The 20,316-nt window shown below is 60.2% G+C and carries 16 protein-coding genes; 13 read left to right on the forward strand and 3 right to left on the reverse strand.

Annotated elements, in window-relative coordinates; genetic code table 11:
- Positions 1–7 precede the first annotated feature (7 nt).
- The 3 genes from ADA16_RS00300 to ADA16_RS00310 all read right to left on the reverse strand — a co-directional run bounded on the left by ADA16_RS00300 (position 8) and on the right by ADA16_RS00310 (position 4,656).
- The gene (locus ADA16_RS00300) at positions 8–2,605 is read right to left on the reverse strand and encodes a HelD family protein (RefSeq protein ID WP_239659281.1); all 2,598 of its coding nucleotides are present in this window, start codon (positions 2,603–2,605) and stop codon (positions 8–10) included.
- A gap of 203 nt (positions 2,606–2,808) precedes the next feature.
- On the reverse strand, positions 2,809–3,720 hold the full coding sequence (locus tag ADA16_RS00305) for a DoxX family protein (protein WP_048758322.1): 912 nt from the start codon (positions 3,718–3,720) through the stop codon (positions 2,809–2,811).
- 228 nt (positions 3,721–3,948) lie between these two features.
- Positions 3,949–4,656, reverse strand: a complete 708-nt coding sequence (locus tag ADA16_RS00310; RefSeq protein ID WP_048758323.1) for an MBL fold metallo-hydrolase — start codon at positions 4,654–4,656, stop codon at positions 3,949–3,951.
- 139 nt (positions 4,657–4,795) lie between these two features.
- Here ADA16_RS00310 and uvrA point away from each other — a divergent pair, with 139 nt between their 5' ends.
- From uvrA to argF, 13 genes are all read left to right on the forward strand, one after another.
- A complete protein-coding gene (gene uvrA / locus ADA16_RS00315) occupies positions 4,796–7,648 on the forward strand; it encodes an excinuclease ABC subunit UvrA (protein WP_048758324.1) in 2,853 nt (950 codons plus the stop codon).
- Between the two features lie 311 nt (positions 7,649–7,959).
- Positions 7,960–8,511, forward strand: a complete 552-nt coding sequence (gene infC / locus ADA16_RS00320) for a translation initiation factor IF-3 (protein ID WP_172954614.1) — start codon at positions 7,960–7,962, stop codon at positions 8,509–8,511.
- A 76-nt stretch (positions 8,512–8,587) separates the two neighbouring features.
- Complete coding sequence (gene rpmI, locus ADA16_RS00325) at positions 8,588–8,782, forward strand: 50S ribosomal protein L35 (RefSeq protein WP_005511726.1); 195 nt, start codon at positions 8,588–8,590, stop codon at positions 8,780–8,782.
- A 77-nt stretch (positions 8,783–8,859) separates the two neighbouring features.
- Positions 8,860–9,243, forward strand: coding sequence for a 50S ribosomal protein L20 (gene rplT, locus ADA16_RS00330; protein WP_048758325.1), 384 nt, complete (start codon positions 8,860–8,862; stop codon positions 9,241–9,243).
- Between the two features lie 176 nt (positions 9,244–9,419).
- Entirely contained in the window at positions 9,420–10,250 is an 831-nt protein-coding gene (locus tag ADA16_RS00335) for a TrmH family RNA methyltransferase (RefSeq protein ID WP_048758326.1), read from the forward strand.
- 98 nt (positions 10,251–10,348) lie between these two features.
- Positions 10,349–11,398, forward strand: coding sequence for a phenylalanine--tRNA ligase subunit alpha (gene pheS, locus ADA16_RS00340; protein ID WP_048758327.1), 1,050 nt, complete (start codon positions 10,349–10,351; stop codon positions 11,396–11,398).
- A gap of 32 nt (positions 11,399–11,430) precedes the next feature.
- Complete coding sequence (gene pheT, locus ADA16_RS00345) at positions 11,431–13,923, forward strand: phenylalanine--tRNA ligase subunit beta (RefSeq protein WP_048758328.1); 2,493 nt, start codon at positions 11,431–11,433, stop codon at positions 13,921–13,923.
- 104 nt (positions 13,924–14,027) lie between these two features.
- On the forward strand, positions 14,028–14,789 hold the full coding sequence (locus ADA16_RS00350) for a trypsin-like serine protease (protein WP_239659282.1): 762 nt from the start codon (positions 14,028–14,030) through the stop codon (positions 14,787–14,789).
- 149 nt (positions 14,790–14,938) lie between these two features.
- The gene (argC, locus tag ADA16_RS00355; RefSeq protein ID WP_193387461.1) at positions 14,939–15,979 is read left to right on the forward strand and encodes an N-acetyl-gamma-glutamyl-phosphate reductase; all 1,041 of its coding nucleotides are present in this window, start codon (positions 14,939–14,941) and stop codon (positions 15,977–15,979) included.
- Complete coding sequence (argJ, locus tag ADA16_RS00360; RefSeq protein WP_048758331.1) at positions 15,976–17,184, forward strand: bifunctional glutamate N-acetyltransferase/amino-acid acetyltransferase ArgJ; 1,209 nt, start codon at positions 15,976–15,978, stop codon at positions 17,182–17,184. The genes argC and argJ overlap by 4 nt, the downstream gene beginning before the upstream one ends.
- Positions 17,185–17,206: 22 nt before the next feature.
- On the forward strand, positions 17,207–18,100 hold the full coding sequence (gene argB, locus ADA16_RS00365) for an acetylglutamate kinase (protein WP_048758332.1): 894 nt from the start codon (positions 17,207–17,209) through the stop codon (positions 18,098–18,100).
- Positions 18,101–18,159: 59 nt separating this feature from the next.
- Positions 18,160–19,365 carry an acetylornithine transaminase gene (locus ADA16_RS00370; RefSeq protein WP_048758333.1) on the forward strand — a complete coding sequence of 402 codons (1,206 nt, stop codon included), beginning with the start codon at positions 18,160–18,162 and terminating at the stop codon, positions 19,363–19,365.
- Positions 19,366–19,371: 6 nt separating this feature from the next.
- Entirely contained in the window at positions 19,372–20,313 is a 942-nt protein-coding gene (gene argF / locus ADA16_RS00375) for an ornithine carbamoyltransferase (RefSeq protein ID WP_048758334.1), read from the forward strand.
- Positions 20,314–20,316: the final 3 nt, after the last annotated feature.

Genomic DNA, 20,316 nt, shown 5'->3' on the forward strand with positions numbered 1-20,316 from the left:
TAACAATTTAGCTTTCGCTTGAAACCGGCACCTCTGGGTTGAGGTGCCGGTTTTTTATTGTCGGCCGGGACGAGTGTGGATTCTCGGGGCCGTGAGGAGCCGTGAGGCTAGGCCCATCCAGCCCGGGCAGATGGTCAGGGCGCTGCTTATCGACGACCACGAGTCCCTGGGTCGCCCGAGTCAGTGCAACATACAGGTCCTGTAGCCCCTGCGGGGATTGCGCCACAATCTGGTCGGGCGCAACGACGATGACTTCGTCGAATTCCAGGCCCTTTGAGGTCGTGATGTCGTAGACCGCGCAGTTGGTGAGCTTGCTGGCGCGAGTAGCAGGTGTGGCATCGGTGCTAGTCGCGCCGACTGCACCGGCGATATAAGCCGAAGCTCTAGCATCACCAGCGCCGCCACCAAGAAACTCCCGCACCTCCGCGCGCGTGGCTTCGAGCAACTCTGCCGGGGCGATGACCGCGATCAGGCGATCAGGCTGCGCCACCCGCTCCACATGCGCCAGCGCCTCCGCCACAGTGGGGGCCTGAACAGGCTTGCGGCCAGTGGCGCGAATAGACTGCGGCGCCTCCAGCTCCGGATCAATCTGGGCCAGGACACTAGCGGCAACTTCCATAATCTCAGCTGGGGTGCGGTAGTTGACGGTCAGCTCATGGAGATGCCACCTCGAACCGATGATTGGTTCCAGCACATCGTCCCAGGTCGCGGCACCTGCGGGGGAACCTGTCTGAGCCACGTCGCCGACGAGGGTCATCCAGCCGTTGGGGCTGCGGCGGCGCAGCATTCGCCAGGCCATCGCGGAGAGTTCTTGCGCCTCATCGACGATGACATGGCCGTAGGCCCACAGGCGATCCGCCGCCGCTCGCTCGGCGGTGGATCGCAGGTCGCGCTCACGGTGGCGTTCGGCCAGTGCCTCGGCATCGATGACGTCATACGCTGACAAGATCTCGGCCTCGAAGCCGTCGTCAAGGTCCTGGGAAGCAGAACTGGACAGAGTATCCAACGCGCCCTGTGCTTCATCGATGCGGGCCTGCCAATCCTCTTCATCGGCCTCCGCTTCACCAACCGGGCCGAGGAGCTCCGCCAGCTCGTCGAGAAGCGGGGCATCGGAAGGCATCCAGTCGGTGCCTTCCGGCCGGTAGAGAGCCTCGCGCGTCAGCTCGTCGTAATCGCTGGCAGCGTAGGCGATGGCCTCGCGGGAACTCAGCAGTTCCGACAGCACCTGCTCGGGCGTAAGCGCAGGCCACAGCTCGTCGAGGATGTCAGCGACTGCCCCGGATTCGTCAATTTCGTCGCGCAGGTCGGCAACGTCTGTCACGGACAGCAGGTTCTCGCCGCCGAGCGGGTCGGCGCCAATGACCTCGGCCATCTGTGCGGCCAGCAGTTCCACCACGTGATCTCGGAAAATCGGCCGGGCCAGATTGTGGGGTTTACGAGTCCTCCGCGCACGCGTCCGCGCGGCTTTCACCATTGCCGGCGTGATGGTCAGGGTGATGTTGTCGTTCCGGACTTCAAGCGGCTCCGCGGGGAGCTCCTGGTAGCCCCGTACGGCTTCGCGCAGGATAGTGAGCATCTCAATCGAGCCCTTAACTTCCTGCGCAACCAGGGGTTCGGGGTTGTGTCCGTCGATAAGCGCGTCGGAAGCGCGCACGCCGGGGTAGAGATCGGCGATGGTGGTCAGCACCACGCCGGTTTCGCCGAGGCTCGGCAGCACGCGCGAGATGTAGTCGAGGAATGTCGTGTTCGGGCCGATGATGAGGACGCCGGTTTTCGCCAGCTGATCGCGGTAGGTGTAGAGCAGCCATGCGACGCGATGCAGCGCCACCGCCGTCTTGCCCGTGCCGGGCCCGCCCTGGACAACCAAGGTGCCGCGAGTGGAGTCGCGAATGATGAGGTCCTGTTCGCGCTGAATGGTCTCCACAATGCCGCGCATATGGCCGGTGCGCGCTTGATTCATGACTTCGCGCAGCACCGATTCGCCACCGACACCCGCCTCAACTTCGGTTTCGGGTGCGCTGTCGGCTTCCTCGCCGGAGAGCCATTCGTCGTCAATGCTGCGAACTTTGCGGCCGTGCGTGCGCAGGTGCCGACGCAGGCTGACGCCCTCGGGATGGGCGGTCGTGGCCAGGTAGAACGGACGCGCACCATCGGCACGCCAGTCCATAATGACTGTACGGTAGTCGTCGTCTTCATCGGACAGGCCGATTCGCCCGATGTATCGCTTATCGACGCTCGCCCCCGGCCCTTCCGCTGCCAAAGGATTGTCGGGGTCTGGGTCATCGATATCGATTCGACCAAAGACCAGACCAATCTCGGCTGAGCGGTAGCGGTCCAGGTTAGCCTGTAGTCGGTGGTATTCCACCTCGCGTTCAACACGGGCTTGCGGGTCCGGGTCGTCGATGAGCATGACCTGGCGCAGGTACTCCTGGTCGCGCTCGCGTGCCCGGTCGAGGAAGCTGAACGCGCGGTCGACGTAGGCCTGTTCGTCAGCGAGGATGCTTTCTTCTTCTCGCTGTGGTGCTGAACTTGCCTGGTCCGGCAGACCTGCCTGGCCAGTGTGGCCTGCCTGGTTCTGTCCGGGCTTGGATGCGCGCGACGCCAACCTGGTCTCCTCGACGATTCGTAAAAGTGGTGCTAATTGATGTGCTGAATGAATATAAAAATATGAAAACGCCCCCGCACGCGTAGTGGCGTGGGGAGCGTTTAAGTATACCGCCTTAACTGCTGCAGCAAACTTACTGCAGGCGAGTGTAGGCTGTCTTGTTTTTAGGCCTGCTGTTTAGCGAGCCTTACTGCCAACCCGGTTTAGCGAGCGGACTTGATGGTCTTCTCGGCCTTCTTAGCGCGCTTGTTGGCCTGCTTCTGAGCCTTCTTAGCGGACTTCTTGGCCTCCTTGGAAGCCTTCTCGGCGCGCTTGCGCAGTTCCTTGCGCTGCTTGCGAGAGTCCTTCTTGAAGTCCTTGCCCAGGTCCTCGGCGTAGTCGCGAGCGTCCTCGGCGAGTTCGGTGGCCTTGGCGATCCAGTCGTCCTTGTTGTCTTCGACGTAGCTCTTAGCGGTGTCGAAAGCATCGGTGACCTGCGCGCGCCAGCCGTCCTTGTTCTCCTCGACGTATTCACGAGCCTCATCGGTGGCCTCAGAAGCGCGGTCGCGGAGCTGGCCAGCCTTCTCGCGGACGTTGTCGCCGGCAGAAGCGAAGGCGGCGCTGATTTCCTCGGAGCGCTGCTCGGCCTCAGACTTGGTCGGTAGTGCGGCCTGCACCTTCTTGTTCAGCTGCTTGCCAGCCTTCTCAGCGCGCCAAGCGACGCCCGGCTTGCCGTCGGTGTCGGCGGTAGCCAGGAATAGGCCACCCAGCAGGCCAATGTTGGTGAGGAAGCCAGTACGGCGAGCTGCCTTTTCCTTCTCATCCTGGGTCTCCCAGAATGCGTGGCGAGCCAACATCGTCGGAATCTGTGCAGCGACCAGGGCGGTTGCGGACAGGCGTGGAGCCTTGCCCAGGGCGTAGAGGGAACCAGCGGCAACCTTGGTGCCGGCGATGGTCTGGACAACGAGCTTCTCGTTGTCTGGCACGTACTTGTTGTACTGGTTCGGGGTTACGGAGCGGACGCGGGCAATCAGGTCACGTGCGCCCTCTTCATGATCCTGCTGGTGAATCAGCGTGTCGACGCCGTCGGCAACAAAAACCGAGGCCAGCATTGGTCGGGCAAACTTGCGAATCATCTAAATTCCATCTCCTTTGTCGTCCAGATGAAACCGTATTTCCGGCCATCTGGTCGCTGTATTCCACTATTAATCCTACGCAGCCCGGCCTATTTGTGTTGGGGGAATGGCGAGTTTTTTAGGCTCGACACACCGTGTGCTGCAAAAACCCATGCGAGCATAGGCCGGCGCCGTCGACTACGCACGGCTGACTACGCACAGTCATCGCCCAGTGCACTACGCACAGCGCTACCAACCGCGCTCGCGCCAGTTATCCACCTCGGGGCTTTCGACACCGACCGTGGTGTCCTTACCGTGGCCGGGGTGAATCACCGAATCGGCGGGGTAGACGCTGAAGACGCGGCTCTCGACATCGTCGATAAGCTGCGTGAAATCCTCGGGCGAGTACGTTTTGCCGACACCGCCTGGGAAAATGCTGTCACCGACGAAGAGATGGTGTGACGGGGCGTCGTCGGAAAGCGCGTCGGCCTCCTTGGCGGACAGGCTGAGGCAGAGGCCGCCCTTGGTGTGCCCGCGCAGGATGAAAGTGGGCAGCGTAATGTCCTGGCCGAAAGTAATGGTTTCGCCGCCGTCGAGTTGCTGGTCGGCTGGCTCGGGAATGTCCTCGGCGTCGAGGCCGGAGGTGATGTGGCGAGCGGGGAAGGCCTCCAGGAGCTCGCCGAGGGCCTGGACATGATCGCCGTGGGAGTGCGTGGTGACAATCGTGCGCACCTGCGCGCCGACGTGCTCAACCAGACGAATCAGGTGGTCGGCATCCGTGGCGGCGTCGATAAGTAGAGAATTGTCGGGTTCGCGGGAGTCGACCAAAAGGTAGACGTTATTTTCCATCGGTCCGACGGAGGTCTTATAAATGGTGATATTGCCGTAGTCAATGCGCTCAACGCCGCGCGTGCTCGGCGAGTTGGAGTAGGGGCTGATTGTGATGTCGTCATTCATGCGCCCCAGGGTAATGAGGTGCCGGTCGCCGCGCTAGGAACGCCGCTCAACGTCGAGTTCCTGAACACATGTGCGAAAAATTGGCTATGACCTGTAGACTGGTCGGCAGTAAATCGTCGACGAATTGAGGTTTCCCACTGTGGCTGAACGTCTAGTGGTCAGAGGCGCCCGTGAGCATAATCTGCAGGGTGTTGACATCGATTTGCCCAGAGACAAGATGGTGGTTTTCACCGGTCTGTCGGGTTCGGGTAAATCGTCACTGGCATTTGACACAATTTTTGCCGAGGGCCAGCGTCGCTATGTGGAGTCGCTGAGCTCCTATGCGCGCATGTTCCTGGGGCAGATGGAAAAGCCCGATGTGGAGATGATTGAGGGGCTCTCGCCAGCGGTGTCGATTGACCAGAAGTCGACGAACCGCAACCCGCGCTCGACTGTCGGAACGATTACGGAAGTGTATGACTACCTGCGTCTGCTCTACGCTCGCACCGGTACGCCGCACTGTCCGACCTGCGGGGAAGTGATCTCATCACAGACTCCGCAGCAGATTGTCGATCAGGTCATGGAAATGCCGGAGGGCGCCAAATTCCAGGTTCTCGCACCCGTCGTGCGCACACGCAAGGGTGAGTTCGTCGACCTGTTTGAACGCCTCGCATCCGAGGGCTACGCACGCGTCATCGTCGATGGTGAAATGCATCGCCTGACTGATCCGCCGAAGCTGAAGAAACAGGTCAAGCATGACATCGATGTCGTCATCGACCGTCTCCAGGTAAAGGATTCGCAGCAGCGCAGGCTCACCGATTCCGTCGAAACGGCGCTTTTGCTTGCCGGCGGAGTCGTGGTCATCGACGCAGTCGGGCTAGAGGCAGACGACCCGAGGCGTACTCAGCGGTTCTCGGAGAAGATGGCCTGCCCGAATGGGCACCGCATTGCTATCGATGAGCTGGAGCCACGGTCATTCTCCTTTAACTCGCCATATGGTGCCTGCCCGGAGTGTGACGGCATTGGCACCAAGCTGGAGGTGGATACGGACCTGGTTATTCCAGATCCGTCACTGCCGACGATTGAGGCCATTGCGCCGTGGCGGCAGACGCTGAACAAGAAGTATTTTGAAAAGTTGGTCGTGGGTCTTGCCACCGAGATGAGCTTTGATCCGACCGTGCCTTTTGATGAGCTCACGGCACCGCAGCGCAAGGCTCTGCTGCACGGTTCCAGCCATAAGGTCACGGTGCGGTACCGAAACCGGTACGGCCGCACGCGCCAGTACACGGCACCGTTTGAGGGTGTGATGCCGTACCTGCATCGCAAGCTGTCACAGGCGGAGAGCGAGTCGCAGAAGGATCGCTTCCAGGGATACATGCGTGAGGTGCCCTGCCCGGCATGTAGCGGCACTCGTCTGCGTCCGGAGATTCTTTCGGTGACGCTGGATTCGGCGGAGTTTGGGCAGAAGAATATTGCCGAGCTCACGGAGCTGTCGGTCCACGACGGTTCGGCATTCCTCAACTCGCTGACCCTGGGTAAGCGCGAGGAGATGATTGCCGGTCGTGTCCTGCGTGAGGTACAGGCTCGTCTGAAGTTCCTCCTGGACGTTGGCTTGGACTACCTGTCCCTATCTCGTTCGGCGGGCACGCTCTCCGGTGGTGAGGCACAGCGAATCCGTCTGGCCACCCAGATTGGTTCGGGCCTTGCTGGTGTGCTCTATGTTCTGGATGAGCCATCGATTGGTCTTCACCAGCGCGATAACAACCGCCTGATCAAGACTTTGAAGAACTTGCGCGACCTGGGCAATACCCTGATTGTGGTCGAGCATGATGAGGACACGATTCGCGAGGCCGATTGGCTGGTCGACATCGGACCAAAGGCCGGTGAATACGGCGGTCAGATTGTTTACCAGGGTGAACCGACCGGCATTGTTGACTGTGAAGAGTCGCTGACAGGTGCGTATCTCTCGGGTCGTCGGGTGTTGGCGGTGCCGGAGAACCGTCGTGCGATTGATAAGTCGCGCATGGTGACGGTCAAGGGCGCTCGCGAAAACAACCTGAAAAAGATCGACGTGAAGTTCCCGCTCGGTGTACTGACCTGCGTCACGGGTGTTTCCGGTTCGGGCAAATCCACCTTGGTCAACGAAATTCTGGCCAAGGTGATGAGCAACGAGCTCAACGGTGCTCGGCAGGTGCCGGGTCGACACAGCCGCGTGGAGGGGCTGGATCAGCTGGACAAACTGGTGCAGGTTGACCAGTCGCCGATTGGTCGCACCCCGCGTTCCAACCCAGCGACGTACACCGGCGTGTTCGACAAGATCCGCAACCTCTTCGCAGAGACGCAAGAGGCCAAGGTTCGCGGCTATAAGCCCGGTCGCTTCAGCTTCAACGTCAAGGGCGGTCGTTGTGAGGCGTGTAAGGGTGACGGCACCATCAAAATTGAGATGAACTTCCTGCCGGATGTCTACGTGCCCTGCGAGGTTTGCCACGGCGCGCGCTACAACCGCGAAACGCTGGAAGTTCGCTACAAGGGCAAGACCATCGCCGAGGTGCTGGACATGCCCATCTCCGAGGCAGCGGAGTTCTTCGAGCCGATTCAGTCGATTGCGCGTTACCTTAATACGCTTGTCGACGTCGGCCTGGGCTATGTCCGCCTCGGGCAGGCGGCAACCACGCTCTCGGGTGGTGAGGCTCAGCGCGTGAAGCTGGCCAGTGAGCTGCAGAAGCGCTCTAATGGTCGCACGGTTTACATCTTGGATGAGCCGACCACGGGTCTGCATTTTGAGGACATCCGCAAGCTCATGCTGGTATTGCAGGGGCTGGTGGACAAGGGCAATACCGTCATTGTCATTGAGCACAATTTGGATGTCATCAAGTCTGCGGACTGGATTATCGACATGGGGCCGGAGGGCGGCTCCGGCGGTGGCACCGTGGTTGTGGAAGGCACGCCGGAGGACGTCGCGAAGTGTTCCGGTTCCCACACCGGGGAGTATCTGAAACCGCTGCTTAAGTAGTTAAGTTGCGGCAAACGTCGGCACGCTGGGGTGGGTTTTGGTATGCGAGCGCAGCTGTGTTAACATCTCGTCTACGACCGCCAGAATGTGATGGTTGCTGCCTTCGGGGAGCAATTAGCTGCATTCGGCAGCGAAGAGGATTTAAGTCCCACCCTTGGTGCGCCAAAGAATTACGGTAGTGCCGGGGTCCACCCTAATCGGTGATGTCACATCGCACGATTGGAAGGCGTCCTTATACAGTGTGTAGTAATCCGCTGTAGACGCGTGGCTTTTCTTCCTTTCCCGCTTGCTATCGCGGTTTGAAACGAAGATTGTTCAGGTTCAACCTAGGAGGCCACATCAGCGCTGAAGCTCGTATTAACGAGGATATTCGAGTACCGGAAGTCCGCCTTGTAGGACCGAATGGTGAGCAGGTGGGCGTTGTCCGTACCGGTGACGCACTCAAGCTCGCTTACGAAGCAGACCTTGACTTGGTTGAGGTTGCTCCGCGAGCTAAGCCACCGGTCGCCAAGATTATGGACTACGGCAAGTTCAAGTACGAACAAGCCCAGAAGGCACGCGAGGCTCGAAAGAACCAGCAGCAGACTGTGGTCAAGGAGCAGAAGTTCCGTCCGAAGATTGATGACCACGACTACGAAACCAAGAAGAACAACGTTGTTCGTTTCTTGGAAAAGGGTTCGAAGGTCAAGGTCACGATCATGTTCCGTGGCCGCGAACAGTCTCGTCCAGAACTGGGATTCCGCCTGTTGGAGCGTCTGGCCGCCGATGTCGAAGAGTACGGCATCGTTGAGTCTCGCCCGAAGCAGGACGGTCGCAACATGACTATGGTCCTGGGGCCGGTTCGGAATAAGGGTAAGAAGTAACCGACCTGACCAGAAATGGTTGTAAACGAGATTTTTGCGCCACGAGCGTCAAAGATCGGTAGGGGAGAGTTTTAACATGAAGCAGAAGACCCACAAGGGCACCGCAAAGCGCATCAAGGTTACCGGTTCCGGCAAGCTGCGCCGCGAGCAGGCTAACCGCCGCCACCTCCTGGAGGGCAAGCCGTCCACTCGTACCCGTCGCCTGAAGGGCACCACGGACGTTGCGAAGTCGGACGTCAAGCGCGTCAAGCGTCTGCTGGGCAAGGCTTAATTTTTCAAGCCTCGTCCCAGGGCAATCGCCCTCTTAATTTCACTAGTTCTTAAAGACAACGAAAAGGAAGTATCACCGTGGCACGTGTGAAGCGGTCTGTTAACGCTAAGAAGAAGCGTCGCGAAGTTCTCGATTCCGCAAAGGGCTACCGTGGTCAGCGCTCCCGCCTGTACCGCAAGGCCAAGGAGCAGATGCTCCACTCCAAGACTTACGAGTTCCGCGATCGCCGCCACCGTAAGGGTCAGTTCCGTCGCCTGTGGATTCAGCGCATCAACGCTGCTGCCCGCGCTAACGACATCACCTACAACCGCTTCATCCAGGGCCTGAACCTGGCTGGCGTTGAGGTTGACCGTAAGAACCTGGCTGAGATGGCTGTCAACGACCCGCAGGCATTCGCTGCTCTGGTCAAGGTCGCTAAGGACGCCCTGCCGGAGGACGTCAACGCTCCTGCTGCTAAGTAAAGCAGCTACGAGGTAACTCGTACGTAGCGTCGGCAAGCGCCTGTAACTGGCAGCGCAGTCTTGCCAACTTCTTTGAAAACCACCGTCGATTGGGTTTGTGAACAACCCCGGCGGTGGTTTTTCGTATTCCCACTGGCAGTTATGATTCCCGATCCACACCACTAGGATTAGTCACTATGAACTCTGCGCTGTACTTCAACGACGAGCCGTTTACTCCCCGCACTCCGCGGGTCTCGGCGGCGATTCAGCTCCACCGCGCGGCCAAACGCAAGAAGGCCGGACGCTTCCTCGTTGAGGGCTTCAACTCCGTCGATGCAGCTATTCGTGCAGAGGCGGTCGTAGAAGTTTTCGTCACCGCAGCCGCCGCGGAGCAGTTCCACGAGCTGCTCACGGGGTATCTCGAATCGGGGGCGCAGCGCAAGTCCGTTTCGCTTATCGACGACTCCGCCGCCCGCTCTTTAAGTGAAACCGTCACCACCACCGGGCTCTTTGCCGTCTGCGTCACCAGTGCGGTGTCCACCTCGCTGGATGAGGCGATTGAGGCCGGAAAGCAGGCCGGTTGTCTGGTTATCCCGGTAGAGTGCAATGACCCGGGCAATGTCGGCACGATTGTGCGCATGACCGATGCTCTCGGAGCTGGTGCGGTCATCCTCGCCGGTGACTCGGTCGATCCGTTGAATTCTAAGGCCGTACGTTCCTCGGCGGGTTCTGTTTTCCATACCCCTGTCGCACGCGAGCGCGATATCGACCTGGTTATGGAGAAAGTCAGGGAAGCGGGCTTTACCACCCTCGCCACGGCGATGGACGGTGCTCTCACGCTCGGCGCCGATGCGCTTCCCGGCGGTCCAGTCGCCTGGCTTTTCGGAAATGAAGCACACGGCCTATCGGAAGAGGTCACGGCTTCGGCCGGGGCCAGTGTGTCTATCCCGATTCAGGGCAAAGCGGAGTCGTTGAACCTCGCCACCGCAGCGGCCATGTGCCTGTGGGAGACAGTTCGAGGTAGGTAGCGAACCTCTATGGTGAGGTGCGTGCACGTGTGCGGTTATCCTCGACTATGATTGTTCCATCACAAGAACTGATAGTCCTATATAGAAGTGGTTGACACGTGAGCGATTCGCCAAATCCTATCGATCTTTCCGAGGACGCCCTCCAGGCGGCTGCACAGAAGGCCACGGATGCCTTTGATGCTGCCCGCAACCTGGATGAGCTTTCTGCCGCCCGTCGTGAGCACTTGGGGGATGAAGGTTACATTCCGCAGGCTCGCCGCGCGCTGGGCTCCATTCCGAAGGCTGAGCGCAAGGATGCTGGTCGTCGCGTAAATGTTGTTCGCGGAGCCGTCGAGAAGCACTATGCTGAGCGTCTTGCGGTGCTGGAGGAAGAGGAAAACGCGCGTCGTCTGGTCGCGGAGAGTATCGACGTGTCGGTGGACACCACACGCAGCCAGCGCGGCGGTATGCACCCAATTACCATCCTGTCCGAGCAGATCGGCGATATCTTCGTGGGCATGGGCTGGGAAGTTGCTGAAGGCCCAGAGGTAGAAGCCGAATACTTCAACTTTGACGCGCTGAACTTCCTGCCGGACCACCCTGCTCGTACTCTGCAGGATACTTTCCACATTGCGCCGGAAGGGTCCAAGCAGGTGCTGCGGACGCATACCTCGCCGGTTCAGGTTCGCACGCTGCAGTCACGTGACCTGCCGATTTACGTTATCTGCCCGGGTCGTACTTTCCGTACTGATGAGCTCGACGCCACCCACACCCCGGTCTTCCACCAGGTTGAGGGGCTCGCTGTGGACAAGGGCCTGACCATGGGGCACCTGCGTGGCACGCTGGACCACATGGCCAAGGCGCTGTTCGGTCCGGAGACCAAGACCCGCATGCGCACCAACTACTTCCCGTTCACCGAGCCGTCGGCTGAGGTTGACGTCTGGTTCCCGAATAAGAAGGGCGGCGCCGGCTGGATCGAGTGGGGCGGCTGCGGCATGGTCAACCCGAACGTGCTGCGTGCTTCCGGCATCGACCCGGAGGTGTACTCGGGCTTCGCGTTCGGCATGGGCCTGGAGCGCACACTGCAGTTCCGCAACGGTCTGACCGACATGCGCGACATGGTTGAAGGCGACGTCCGTTTCACTCAGCCGTTCGGTATCCGCGGCTAATTCACTGACCTACAGATAGGAGTTTTACTTACATGTTCATTCCACAGTCGTGGGTCACTGAAATCGTTCGCGGCCCAGAGAACACCATCAACTCGGACTGGTCCGTCACCCCGGACGAGTTGGATGAGGGCTTTGTGCGCGTTGGTTTTGAAACTGAGGGACACGAGCCGCTGGAGAAGATCGAGGGGCCGCTGGTTTTCGGTCGCGTCGACCACATTGAGGAGCTCGAGGGCTTCAAGAAGCCAATTCGCTTCTGCCAGGTCAACGTCGGCGATGCCAATGGCACCGGTGAGCTGCAGGAGATTATCTGTGGTGCCCGCAACTTCGAAGAGGGCTCCATTGTCGTCGTCGCGCTGCCGGGCTGCGTGCTGCCAGGTGGTTTCGCAATTTCCGCACGTAAGACTTACGGCAAGGTCTCCAATGGCATGCTCTGCTCTGAAGCTGAGCTTGGCATGACCGATTCCTCCGCGGGTATTCTGACGCTGCCGTCGGCTCCGGCAGAGCTGGGTTCGTGCGCGAAGGAGTTCATCGGGCTCGATGATGAAAAATTCGAGGTCAACATCACTCCGGACCGCGGTTACGCGCTGTCGGCTCGCGGACTCGGCCGCGAGATCTGCTCCGCTTTCAACCTCGACTTCGCCGATCCAGCCAAGGTAAAGGAGCTACCGGTCGAGGGCGAGGTCCTTAACGTCACCATCGACGAGGACACCGACACCCACCGCTTCGGCCTGCGCCGTGTTACCGGCATCGACCCGAACGCCGAGACCCCGTGGTGGATGCGCCGCCGCCTGCTGCTGTCCGGTCAGCGTCCGGTCAACGTGGCCACGGACGTCACCAACTACGTGATGTTGCTGCTCGGTCAGCCGATGCACGCTTTCGACGGTTCCAAGATTGCCGGTGGCCTGCACATCCGCAATGCAAAGGCCGGCGAGACTCTGACCACTCTCGACCACGTGGACCGCAAGCTCGACCCGGCAGACGTTGTCATCTGCGACGACAACGGTATTCAGTCGCTCGCCGGCATCATGGGCGGACTTACCTCCGAAATCGCCGAAGACACCACCGATGTGGTCTTCGAGGCCGCCAACTGGTCGCCACTGCACGTGTTCCGCAGTGGTCGCCGCCACAAGCTGACCTCCGAGGCTTCACGACGTTTCGAGCGCGGCGTGGACACCGCCCTTGTCGAACCGGCTCTGAATCTGGCCTGCCAGCTGCTCGCTGACATCGCCGGCGGCACTATCGACACTGGTCGCACCCTGCTCGGTGAGGTTGCCACCATGCCGACTATTGACTTTGCTGTCAATCGCGCCAGCGAAGTTGCGGGCGTGGATTACCCGCGTGAGACCGTCATCGGTCGCCTACGTGAGGTCGGTTGCGAGGTCGTCGACAATGGTGACCGCCTGGCCGTTACCCCGCCGACCTGGCGTTCGGACCTGACCATGTCCGCTGACCTGGTTGAGGAAATCCTGCGCCTGGAAGGCCTGGAGGACATTCCGGTTATCCTTCCGATTGCCCCGGCCGGCCGCGGTCTGACTGAGCGTCAACTGCGTCGCCGCTACGTTGGTCACGCGCTGGCTCACAACGGCTACCTGGAGATTCTGCCGACGCCATTCATTGCCAACGATGTCTTTGACGTCTGGGGCCTCGATGCCGATGACCCGCGCCGCAACACGGTCAAGGTCATCAATCCGCTGGAGTCCGATCATGCTCAGCTGGGTACGACTCTGCTGCCGTCCATGCTGGACGCACTGAAGCGAAACGTTGCCCGCGGCCAGGTCGACCTGTCGCTCTACGGTGTGGAGCAGGTATCCATCGAGCGTGGCAATGGTGTCTCGCCGATGCCGTCGACCGCTGGTCTGCCGAGCGAGGCCGAGCGCGCCGAGCTGCTGGAGTCGCTGCCGGAGCAGCCGCTGCATGTCGCCACTGTCGCCTGTGGTCGTATCCGCCTGGATAGCCCGTGGGGTGACGAGGCTGCATACACCGTCGCCGATGCTATCGATGCCGCTCGCATTGTTGCCCGCGCCGCCAACGTTGAGCTGGAGATCCGCAACGCCGAGCTGCTGCCGTGGCACCCGGGCCGCTGCGCCGAGCTGCTTGTCGACGGCGAAGTCGTCGGCCATGCCGGTGAGCTGCACCCGAAGGTGTGCAAGGACGCTGGTCTGCCGGAGCGCACCTGCGCTATGGAGATTAATCTCGATGCACTGCCAGTGACGGAGCACCTGCCGGCACCGGTTCTCAGCCCGTTCCCGGCTGTCCACCAGGACGTTGCACTTGTGGTCAGTGATGAGGTCTCCGCCGCAGAGGTCGAGAAGACTCTGGTTGAGGGTGCCGGTGAGCTCCTCGAGTCGATCCGTATCTTCGATGTTTACCGCTCCGAGCAGATGGGCGAGGACGTTCGCTCGCTGGCGTACTCCCTGCGTTTCCGCGCACCGGACCGTACGCTGAAGGAAGAGGAAGCTTCCGCAGCTCGCGAGGCGGCCATTGAGTTGGCCACTACCCGCCACGGCGCTCAGCTGCGCGGCTAATAGGGGAGACCTCAGGAGAGCAGACCATGATTGGTAACCGGTGGCGTCGCTCCAACAGGCTGAATAGTGCAGACGCGCGAGAACAGTGCGTTCGAGCGCGCACTGTGAGCACTGCGAAGCCTGCAGGAACTGCGGTTGCAGCTGCTGTCACGGCAGGTCTGCTGTTCGCGGGGACGCCCAATGCGGCTGCGCTGGTTGGTGGGGAGGCTGCTGCGCCTAGTGTGGCGGCGGACTCCGTGGTGTCGATTATGGTCCGGACCAGTCCCCATACCGGAAACTTTTGCACGGGAACTGCGGTCGCTCCGCAGTGGGTAATGACCGCGGCGCACTGCGTGCGTGATATTCCGCTGCAGTTCGGAGAAGTAGAGGTCGGTTTCGGTCAGGATTCCCGCCGTGTTCCTATCGAAAGCTGGGAGATTGCGCCCACCGGTGACGTAGCGCTTATTCACCTTGCGGACGATGCGGGCCTTCCGGAGTATCCCGCGATGGAACGTCGTCAAGCGTTTTCGGAGCCGGAGACTGCAGGCACGGTCTATGGGCGCTCACCGCTTGGCGATGTTGCGGATGGCACGCTGCCGATGGCGACCGTGACTGCTTCGATGTGTCCGGTCAAGTATCAACAGTGCGTGCGAGAAGACTCAGTGTTGGCGCGCATGGAGCGTCCCGCGGCGTTGCAGGTGGGCGATTCGGGTGGACCGCTCTTCATCGATGGCCAGCTAGCGGCGGTGTTCTCAGGCGCGGTGGCTTTTGATGACAACGCGGCACCGGAGGAGTCGGGTTACTATCTCTACACCACGACGTCATCGGTGGCGCAGTGGGCAGATGGCGTTATGGAGCAGGAGCCAAGCGCCGCGTTCGTTGAATAATCTGCCGTGCTCGATGAGCGCGGTGTTTGCGCCGACGGCGCCGTTATATTCATAATTCACTCGAGTCACAGCGGTAGAATTCCAGCACTTTGACATCGAATTCTATGAATATCTTGCAACACAGTGAATAAAAGTGTTGAATGTTTGGCATGAGTATTTCTGTTGCCATTGCTGGTGCGACCGGTTACGCAGGAGGAGAAATCCTCCGCCTTCTGTTGTCGCACCCGGCGTATCTTTCCGGCGAACTGACCATCGGCGCACTGACCGGAGCATCCAATGCGGGTGCCCGTGTGGGGGACATTATGCCTCATGTGGCACCTTTGGCTGACCGTCGTATTGAGCCGACTAATGGTGACACCCTTACCGGGCATGACGTGGTGTTCCTCGGCCTGCCTCACGGTCATTCGGCTGCGATTGCAGAGCAGTTGGGGGATGACACGGTGATTATTGACTGCGGTGCGGATTTCCGCCTGCAGGATGCCGCTGAGTGGGAGCACTACTACGGCTCGGAGCACGCCGGTACCTGGACGTACGGCATTCCAGAGCTGCCAGGAAACAGGGAAGTGGTGGCTGCTTCCAAGCGCATTGCTGTACCGGGGTGTTTCCCCACTGGCGGTACTATTACGGCGCTCCCGGCAGTTGCAGAGGGGCTGGTCAAGTCGGATCTGTCCGTTGTTTCCATCACCGGTACCTCCGGCGCAGGCAAGAAGGCAGCTGTGCCCCTGCTTGGGGCAGAGGTTATGGGCAACCTCCGCGCCTATAACACCGCAGGCAAGCACCGCCACACCGCGGAGTTCTTGCAGAACCTAAAGCCGTACGCAGAGGACCTCACCGTCAGCTTCACGCCGGTACTCGCCCCGACGTCGCGTGGCATTCTCACCACTATCACCGCCCCGCTTGTCGACGGGGTGACGGAGGCAGCCGCTCGGGAGGCCTACCTTGATTTCTACAAGGATGAGCCATTCGTGCAGGTGTTGGCCGCAGGGCTGCAGCCGCAGACGCAGTCGGTGATTGGTTCTAACCTGGTTCAGATTCAGGTTGAGGTGGATGAACGTGCCAACCGCCTGGTGCTGACCTCGGCGATTGACAACCTGACAAAGGGCACCGGTGGTGCCGCAATTCAGTGCATGAATTTGGTTACTGGACAGAATGAAACTGCAGGACTTCCACTGGTAGGAGTTGCCCCATGATGAAGGAAGAAAAAGAAGGTCTCGTCAACGTCGCTGGTGACGAAGGTGGCGTATGTGCACCTCAGGGGTTTGCGGCCAGTGGTGTCACCGCGGGCATCAAGGTCAGTGGTAACCCGGACATGGCGCTGATCGTAAACCAGGGCCCGGAGAAGACGGCTGCGGCTGTCTTCACCACCAACCGTGTCCAGGCTGCGCCGGTGACGGTGTCCAAGGAACACATCGCTGACGGAAAGCTGTCGGCAGTGGTGCTGAACTCGGGCAATGCCAACGCCTGCAACGGTCAGCCGGGTATTGCCGACGCCCTCGAGGTCTGCCAAAAGGTCGCAGATGAGCTCGGCGTCGACGTTACCGAGATCGGTACCTGTTCCACCGGTTTGATTGGTGATCGGTTGCCGATGGACATCGTGCTGTCGGGTGTGCCGAAGCTTATAGAGAGTCTGGGCAGCGATGCCGCCGCAGGTACGGCTGCAGCAGAGGCCATTTTGACCACTGACTTAGTGGCAAAACAGGCCGTTGCGCATGGTGACGGCTTCACTGTCGGTGCCATGGGCAAAGGCGTTGGCATGATTAGCCCGTCGATGGCCACGATGCTCGGTGTGATTACGACGGATGCGTCGGTAAGCGAGGAAATGGCGCACGAGGCCATTGCCAAGGCCAGCGAGGTTACGTTTAACCGTCTGGATATTGATGGCTCCACCTCCACCAATGACACCGTCATTATTTTGGCCAATGGTGCCTCTGGTGTGAAGCCTTCGCAGGAAGAGTTCGATAAAGCGGTGCTCAGCGTGTGTGATTCCATCGCCCGCCAGATGCAGTCGGACGCCGAAGGCGTGACCAAGCGCGTGTCCGTGACCGTGCGCGGCACCGGTGGTGCTGAAGACGCCCTGGTAGCTGCTCGAATTATCGGTCGCGACAACCTGTTCAAGTGTGCGATGTTCGGTTCGGACCCGAACTGGGGCCGTGTGTTGGCGGCTGTCGGCACCGCACCGGTGGAGATGGATCCGGAGCACATCACGGTTTCCTTCAACGGCCACGTGGTCTGCCGTGATACCGGTGGCACGCCTGATGCTCGCGAAGTGGATCTGTCCGGCAAAGACATCGCTGTCGAGGTTGATCTGGGCACTGGTAATCCGGAAGAGGCCACGATTCGTACGACAGACCTTTCCCACGACTACGTTCACATCAATTCGGCATATTCGTCGTAGAAGGTTTTGAGGAGACACTGACATGGTTCACCAGTTGACCGAAGGGCTGTCCTTCGAACAGCGGGCACATGTGCTGGCGGAAGCACTGCCATGGCTGCAGCACCACCGCGACAAGATTGTGGTGGTCAAGTACGGCGGTAACGCGATGACCGACCTGAAGCTGAAGAAGGCCTTCGCGCAGGACATGGTTTTCCTGCGCACCGTGGGCGTGAAGCCGGTGGTTGTCCATGGTGGCGGTCCACAGATTTCGTTGATGCTCAAGCGCCTTGGGCTGGAGGGAGAGTTCCGAGGCGGTTTCCGCGTCACGACCCCGGAGGTCATGGAAATTGTCCGTATGGTGCTCTTCGGACAGGTCGGTCGCGAATTGGTGAATCTCATCAACGCCTACGGGCCGTATGCGGTGGGTACCTCTGGTGAGGACGGCGGTTTGTTCACCGGTGCTCGACGCACGGTAAACGTCGGCGGCAAGGAGACAGATATCGGGCTGGTTGGCAACATCACCGAGGTGCACTCGGAAACGCTATTGGACCTAATCGATGCCGGACGAATTCCGGTGGTCTCCACGATTGCGCCGTCGGCTGATGGCAGCGAGGTCTACAACATCAATGCCGATACGGCAGCAGGTGCACTGGCATCGGCAATTAACGCGAACCGTCTGGTGATTTTGACTAATGTCGAGGGTCTCTACACGGATTGGCCGAACCGCGATTCGCTGGTGTCCAAGATTTCCACTTCGCACCTGCGAGAAATCCTTCCGACGCTGGACTCGGGCATGATTCCGAAGATGGAGTCCTGCCTGAACGCAGTGGATCGGGGAGTGCCAGCGGCTCACGTTATCGATGGCCGCCAGCCGCACTCAGTGCTGCTGGAGCTGATGACTTCCGGCGGTATCGGCACAATGGTAGAGCCCGGATAAGGCAGAAAAAGACGGACAAGAATTTACCTACACACACGTTAGGCAGGTCGAAAGACGACATGAGCGACTTCAAGCAGCAGTGGCAACACACGATGATGAACAATTACGGCACGCCGCGCATTGAGCTTGTGCAGGGTAAAGGCGCTATTGTCACGGATTCCGAGGGCAAGGAATACCTGGACCTGCTCGCCGGTATTGCAGTCAACGCGTTGGGTCACGCACATCCAGCCATTGTGGAAGCAGTGTCCAAGCAGATTTCCACGCTGGGGCATGTGTCCAACATCTTCGCCTCTGAGCCGCCACTGGCATTGGGCGAGAAGCTCATTGAGCTCACTGGTTGGGACACTGATGACACTCGAATTATGTTCTGCAACTCCGGTACCGAGGCCAATGAGGCTGCATTCAAGCTGGCGCGTTTGACGGGTCGAAACCGCATTATCGCTACCCACCACGGTTTCCACGGCCGCACCATGGGCGCACTTGCTATGACCGGTCAGCCGGACAAGCGTACGCCGTTCGAGCCGATGCCCGGTGGAGTCGAGTTCGTGCCCTACGGCGACATCGACTTCCTCACCAAGACCATCGAGTCCGATCCACTGGGTGTCGCTGCGGTAATCTTGGAGCCAATTCAGGGTGAGACCGGTGTGGTCGCACCGCCAGAGGGATACCTCGCTGCTGTCCGTGAGCTGACCAAGCGCTTCGACGTCCTCATGATCGTCGACGAGGTTCAGACCGGCATTGGCCGTACCGGCCAGTGGTTCGCCCACCAGCACGACGGCATCGTCCCGGATGTCATGACTCTGGCCAAGGGCCTCGGCGGCGGCCTGCCACTGGGGGCTGTCATCGCCAACGGCCGCGCAGCGGAACTGTTTACCCCAGGTGCGCACGGCACTACCTTCGGTGGCAACCCGGTCTGTGCTGCGGTCGGTCTGGCTGTGATCGAGACGCTTGAAGAAGAAAAACTGCTCGACCGAGTCACCGAAAAGGGCAAGGTCCTGGCTCGCAAGCTCGCGTCGTTAAGCCATGTCGATCACGTGCGCGGTCGTGGCTTCATGCTTGGGCTGGTGCTGACCGAAAATCTGGCGAAGGAAGCAGTCAACGCTGGCTATGAGCGCGGTGTCATTCTGAACGCACCGCAGGCGAATGTGCTGCGTATTGTGCCGCCGCTGAACCTCAGCGATGAGGAAGTCAACCGTGCCGTCGAGTTGATTGATGCCTGCCTGAACGACGCCGCCGAGGCTGTCGCAAACAAAGGAAGGAACTAGGAACTGATGCTCCGTCATTTTCTTGCTGATGATGACCTGACTCCGCAGGAGCAGGCTGAGGTACTGCAGTTGGCTGCAGATCTGAAGGCAGCGCCGTACTCTCGCCGCCCATTCGAAGGGCCACAGTCGGTTGCGGTGCTGTTCGACAAGACCTCGACTCGTACTCGTTTCTCCTTCGACGCCGGTATTGCGGCTCTGGGCGGCAACGCAATTGTTGTCGAAACCGGAAACTCGCAGATGGGCAAGGGTGAGACCTACCAGGACACCGCTGCCGTACTCAGCCGGTTTGTCTCGGCAATTGTCTGGCGCACCTACGCGCAGTCCGGTTTGGAGGCCATGGCTGAGACCTCCACGGTGCCGATTGTCAACGCGCTTTCCGACGAGTTCCACCCGTGCCAGATTCTCGCTGACCTGCAGACCATCATCGAGCACAAGTGCCCGGAAGAAGGCCAGGCGGGACTGCGCGGCAGGAAGGCCGTGTACTTCGGCGATGGTGCCAACAACATGGCCAACTCCTACCTAGTCGGCTTCGCCACGGCAGGTCTGGACGTCACCATCTGCGCACCGGGGGACTTCCAGCCGGAGCAGGCCTATGTCGACCGCGCTAAGAAGGTCGCGGAGCAGACCGGTGCGACCGTGTCCGTGACTGCGGACGTCGATGAGGCAATTGCCGGTGCCGACGTTGTCATCACCGACACTTGGGTCAGTATGGGCCAGGAAAACGACGGTCTGGATCGTCGTACTCCGTTCCTGCCGTACCAGGTCAACGCTGAGCTCATGGCGAAGGCAAATGCGGATGCCATTTTCCTGCACTGCCTGCCGGCCTACCGCGGCAACGAAGTCACCGCCGAGGTCATCGATGGCCCACAGTCGGTAGTCTTCGACGAGGCTGAAAACCGCATGCACGCTCAGAAGGCATTGCTGACCTGGCTGGTGGAAAGGCAATAACAG

The organism is Corynebacterium vitaeruminis (assembly GCF_001054325.1).
Lineage (GTDB): Bacteria > Actinomycetota > Actinomycetes > Mycobacteriales > Mycobacteriaceae > Corynebacterium > Corynebacterium vitaeruminis_A.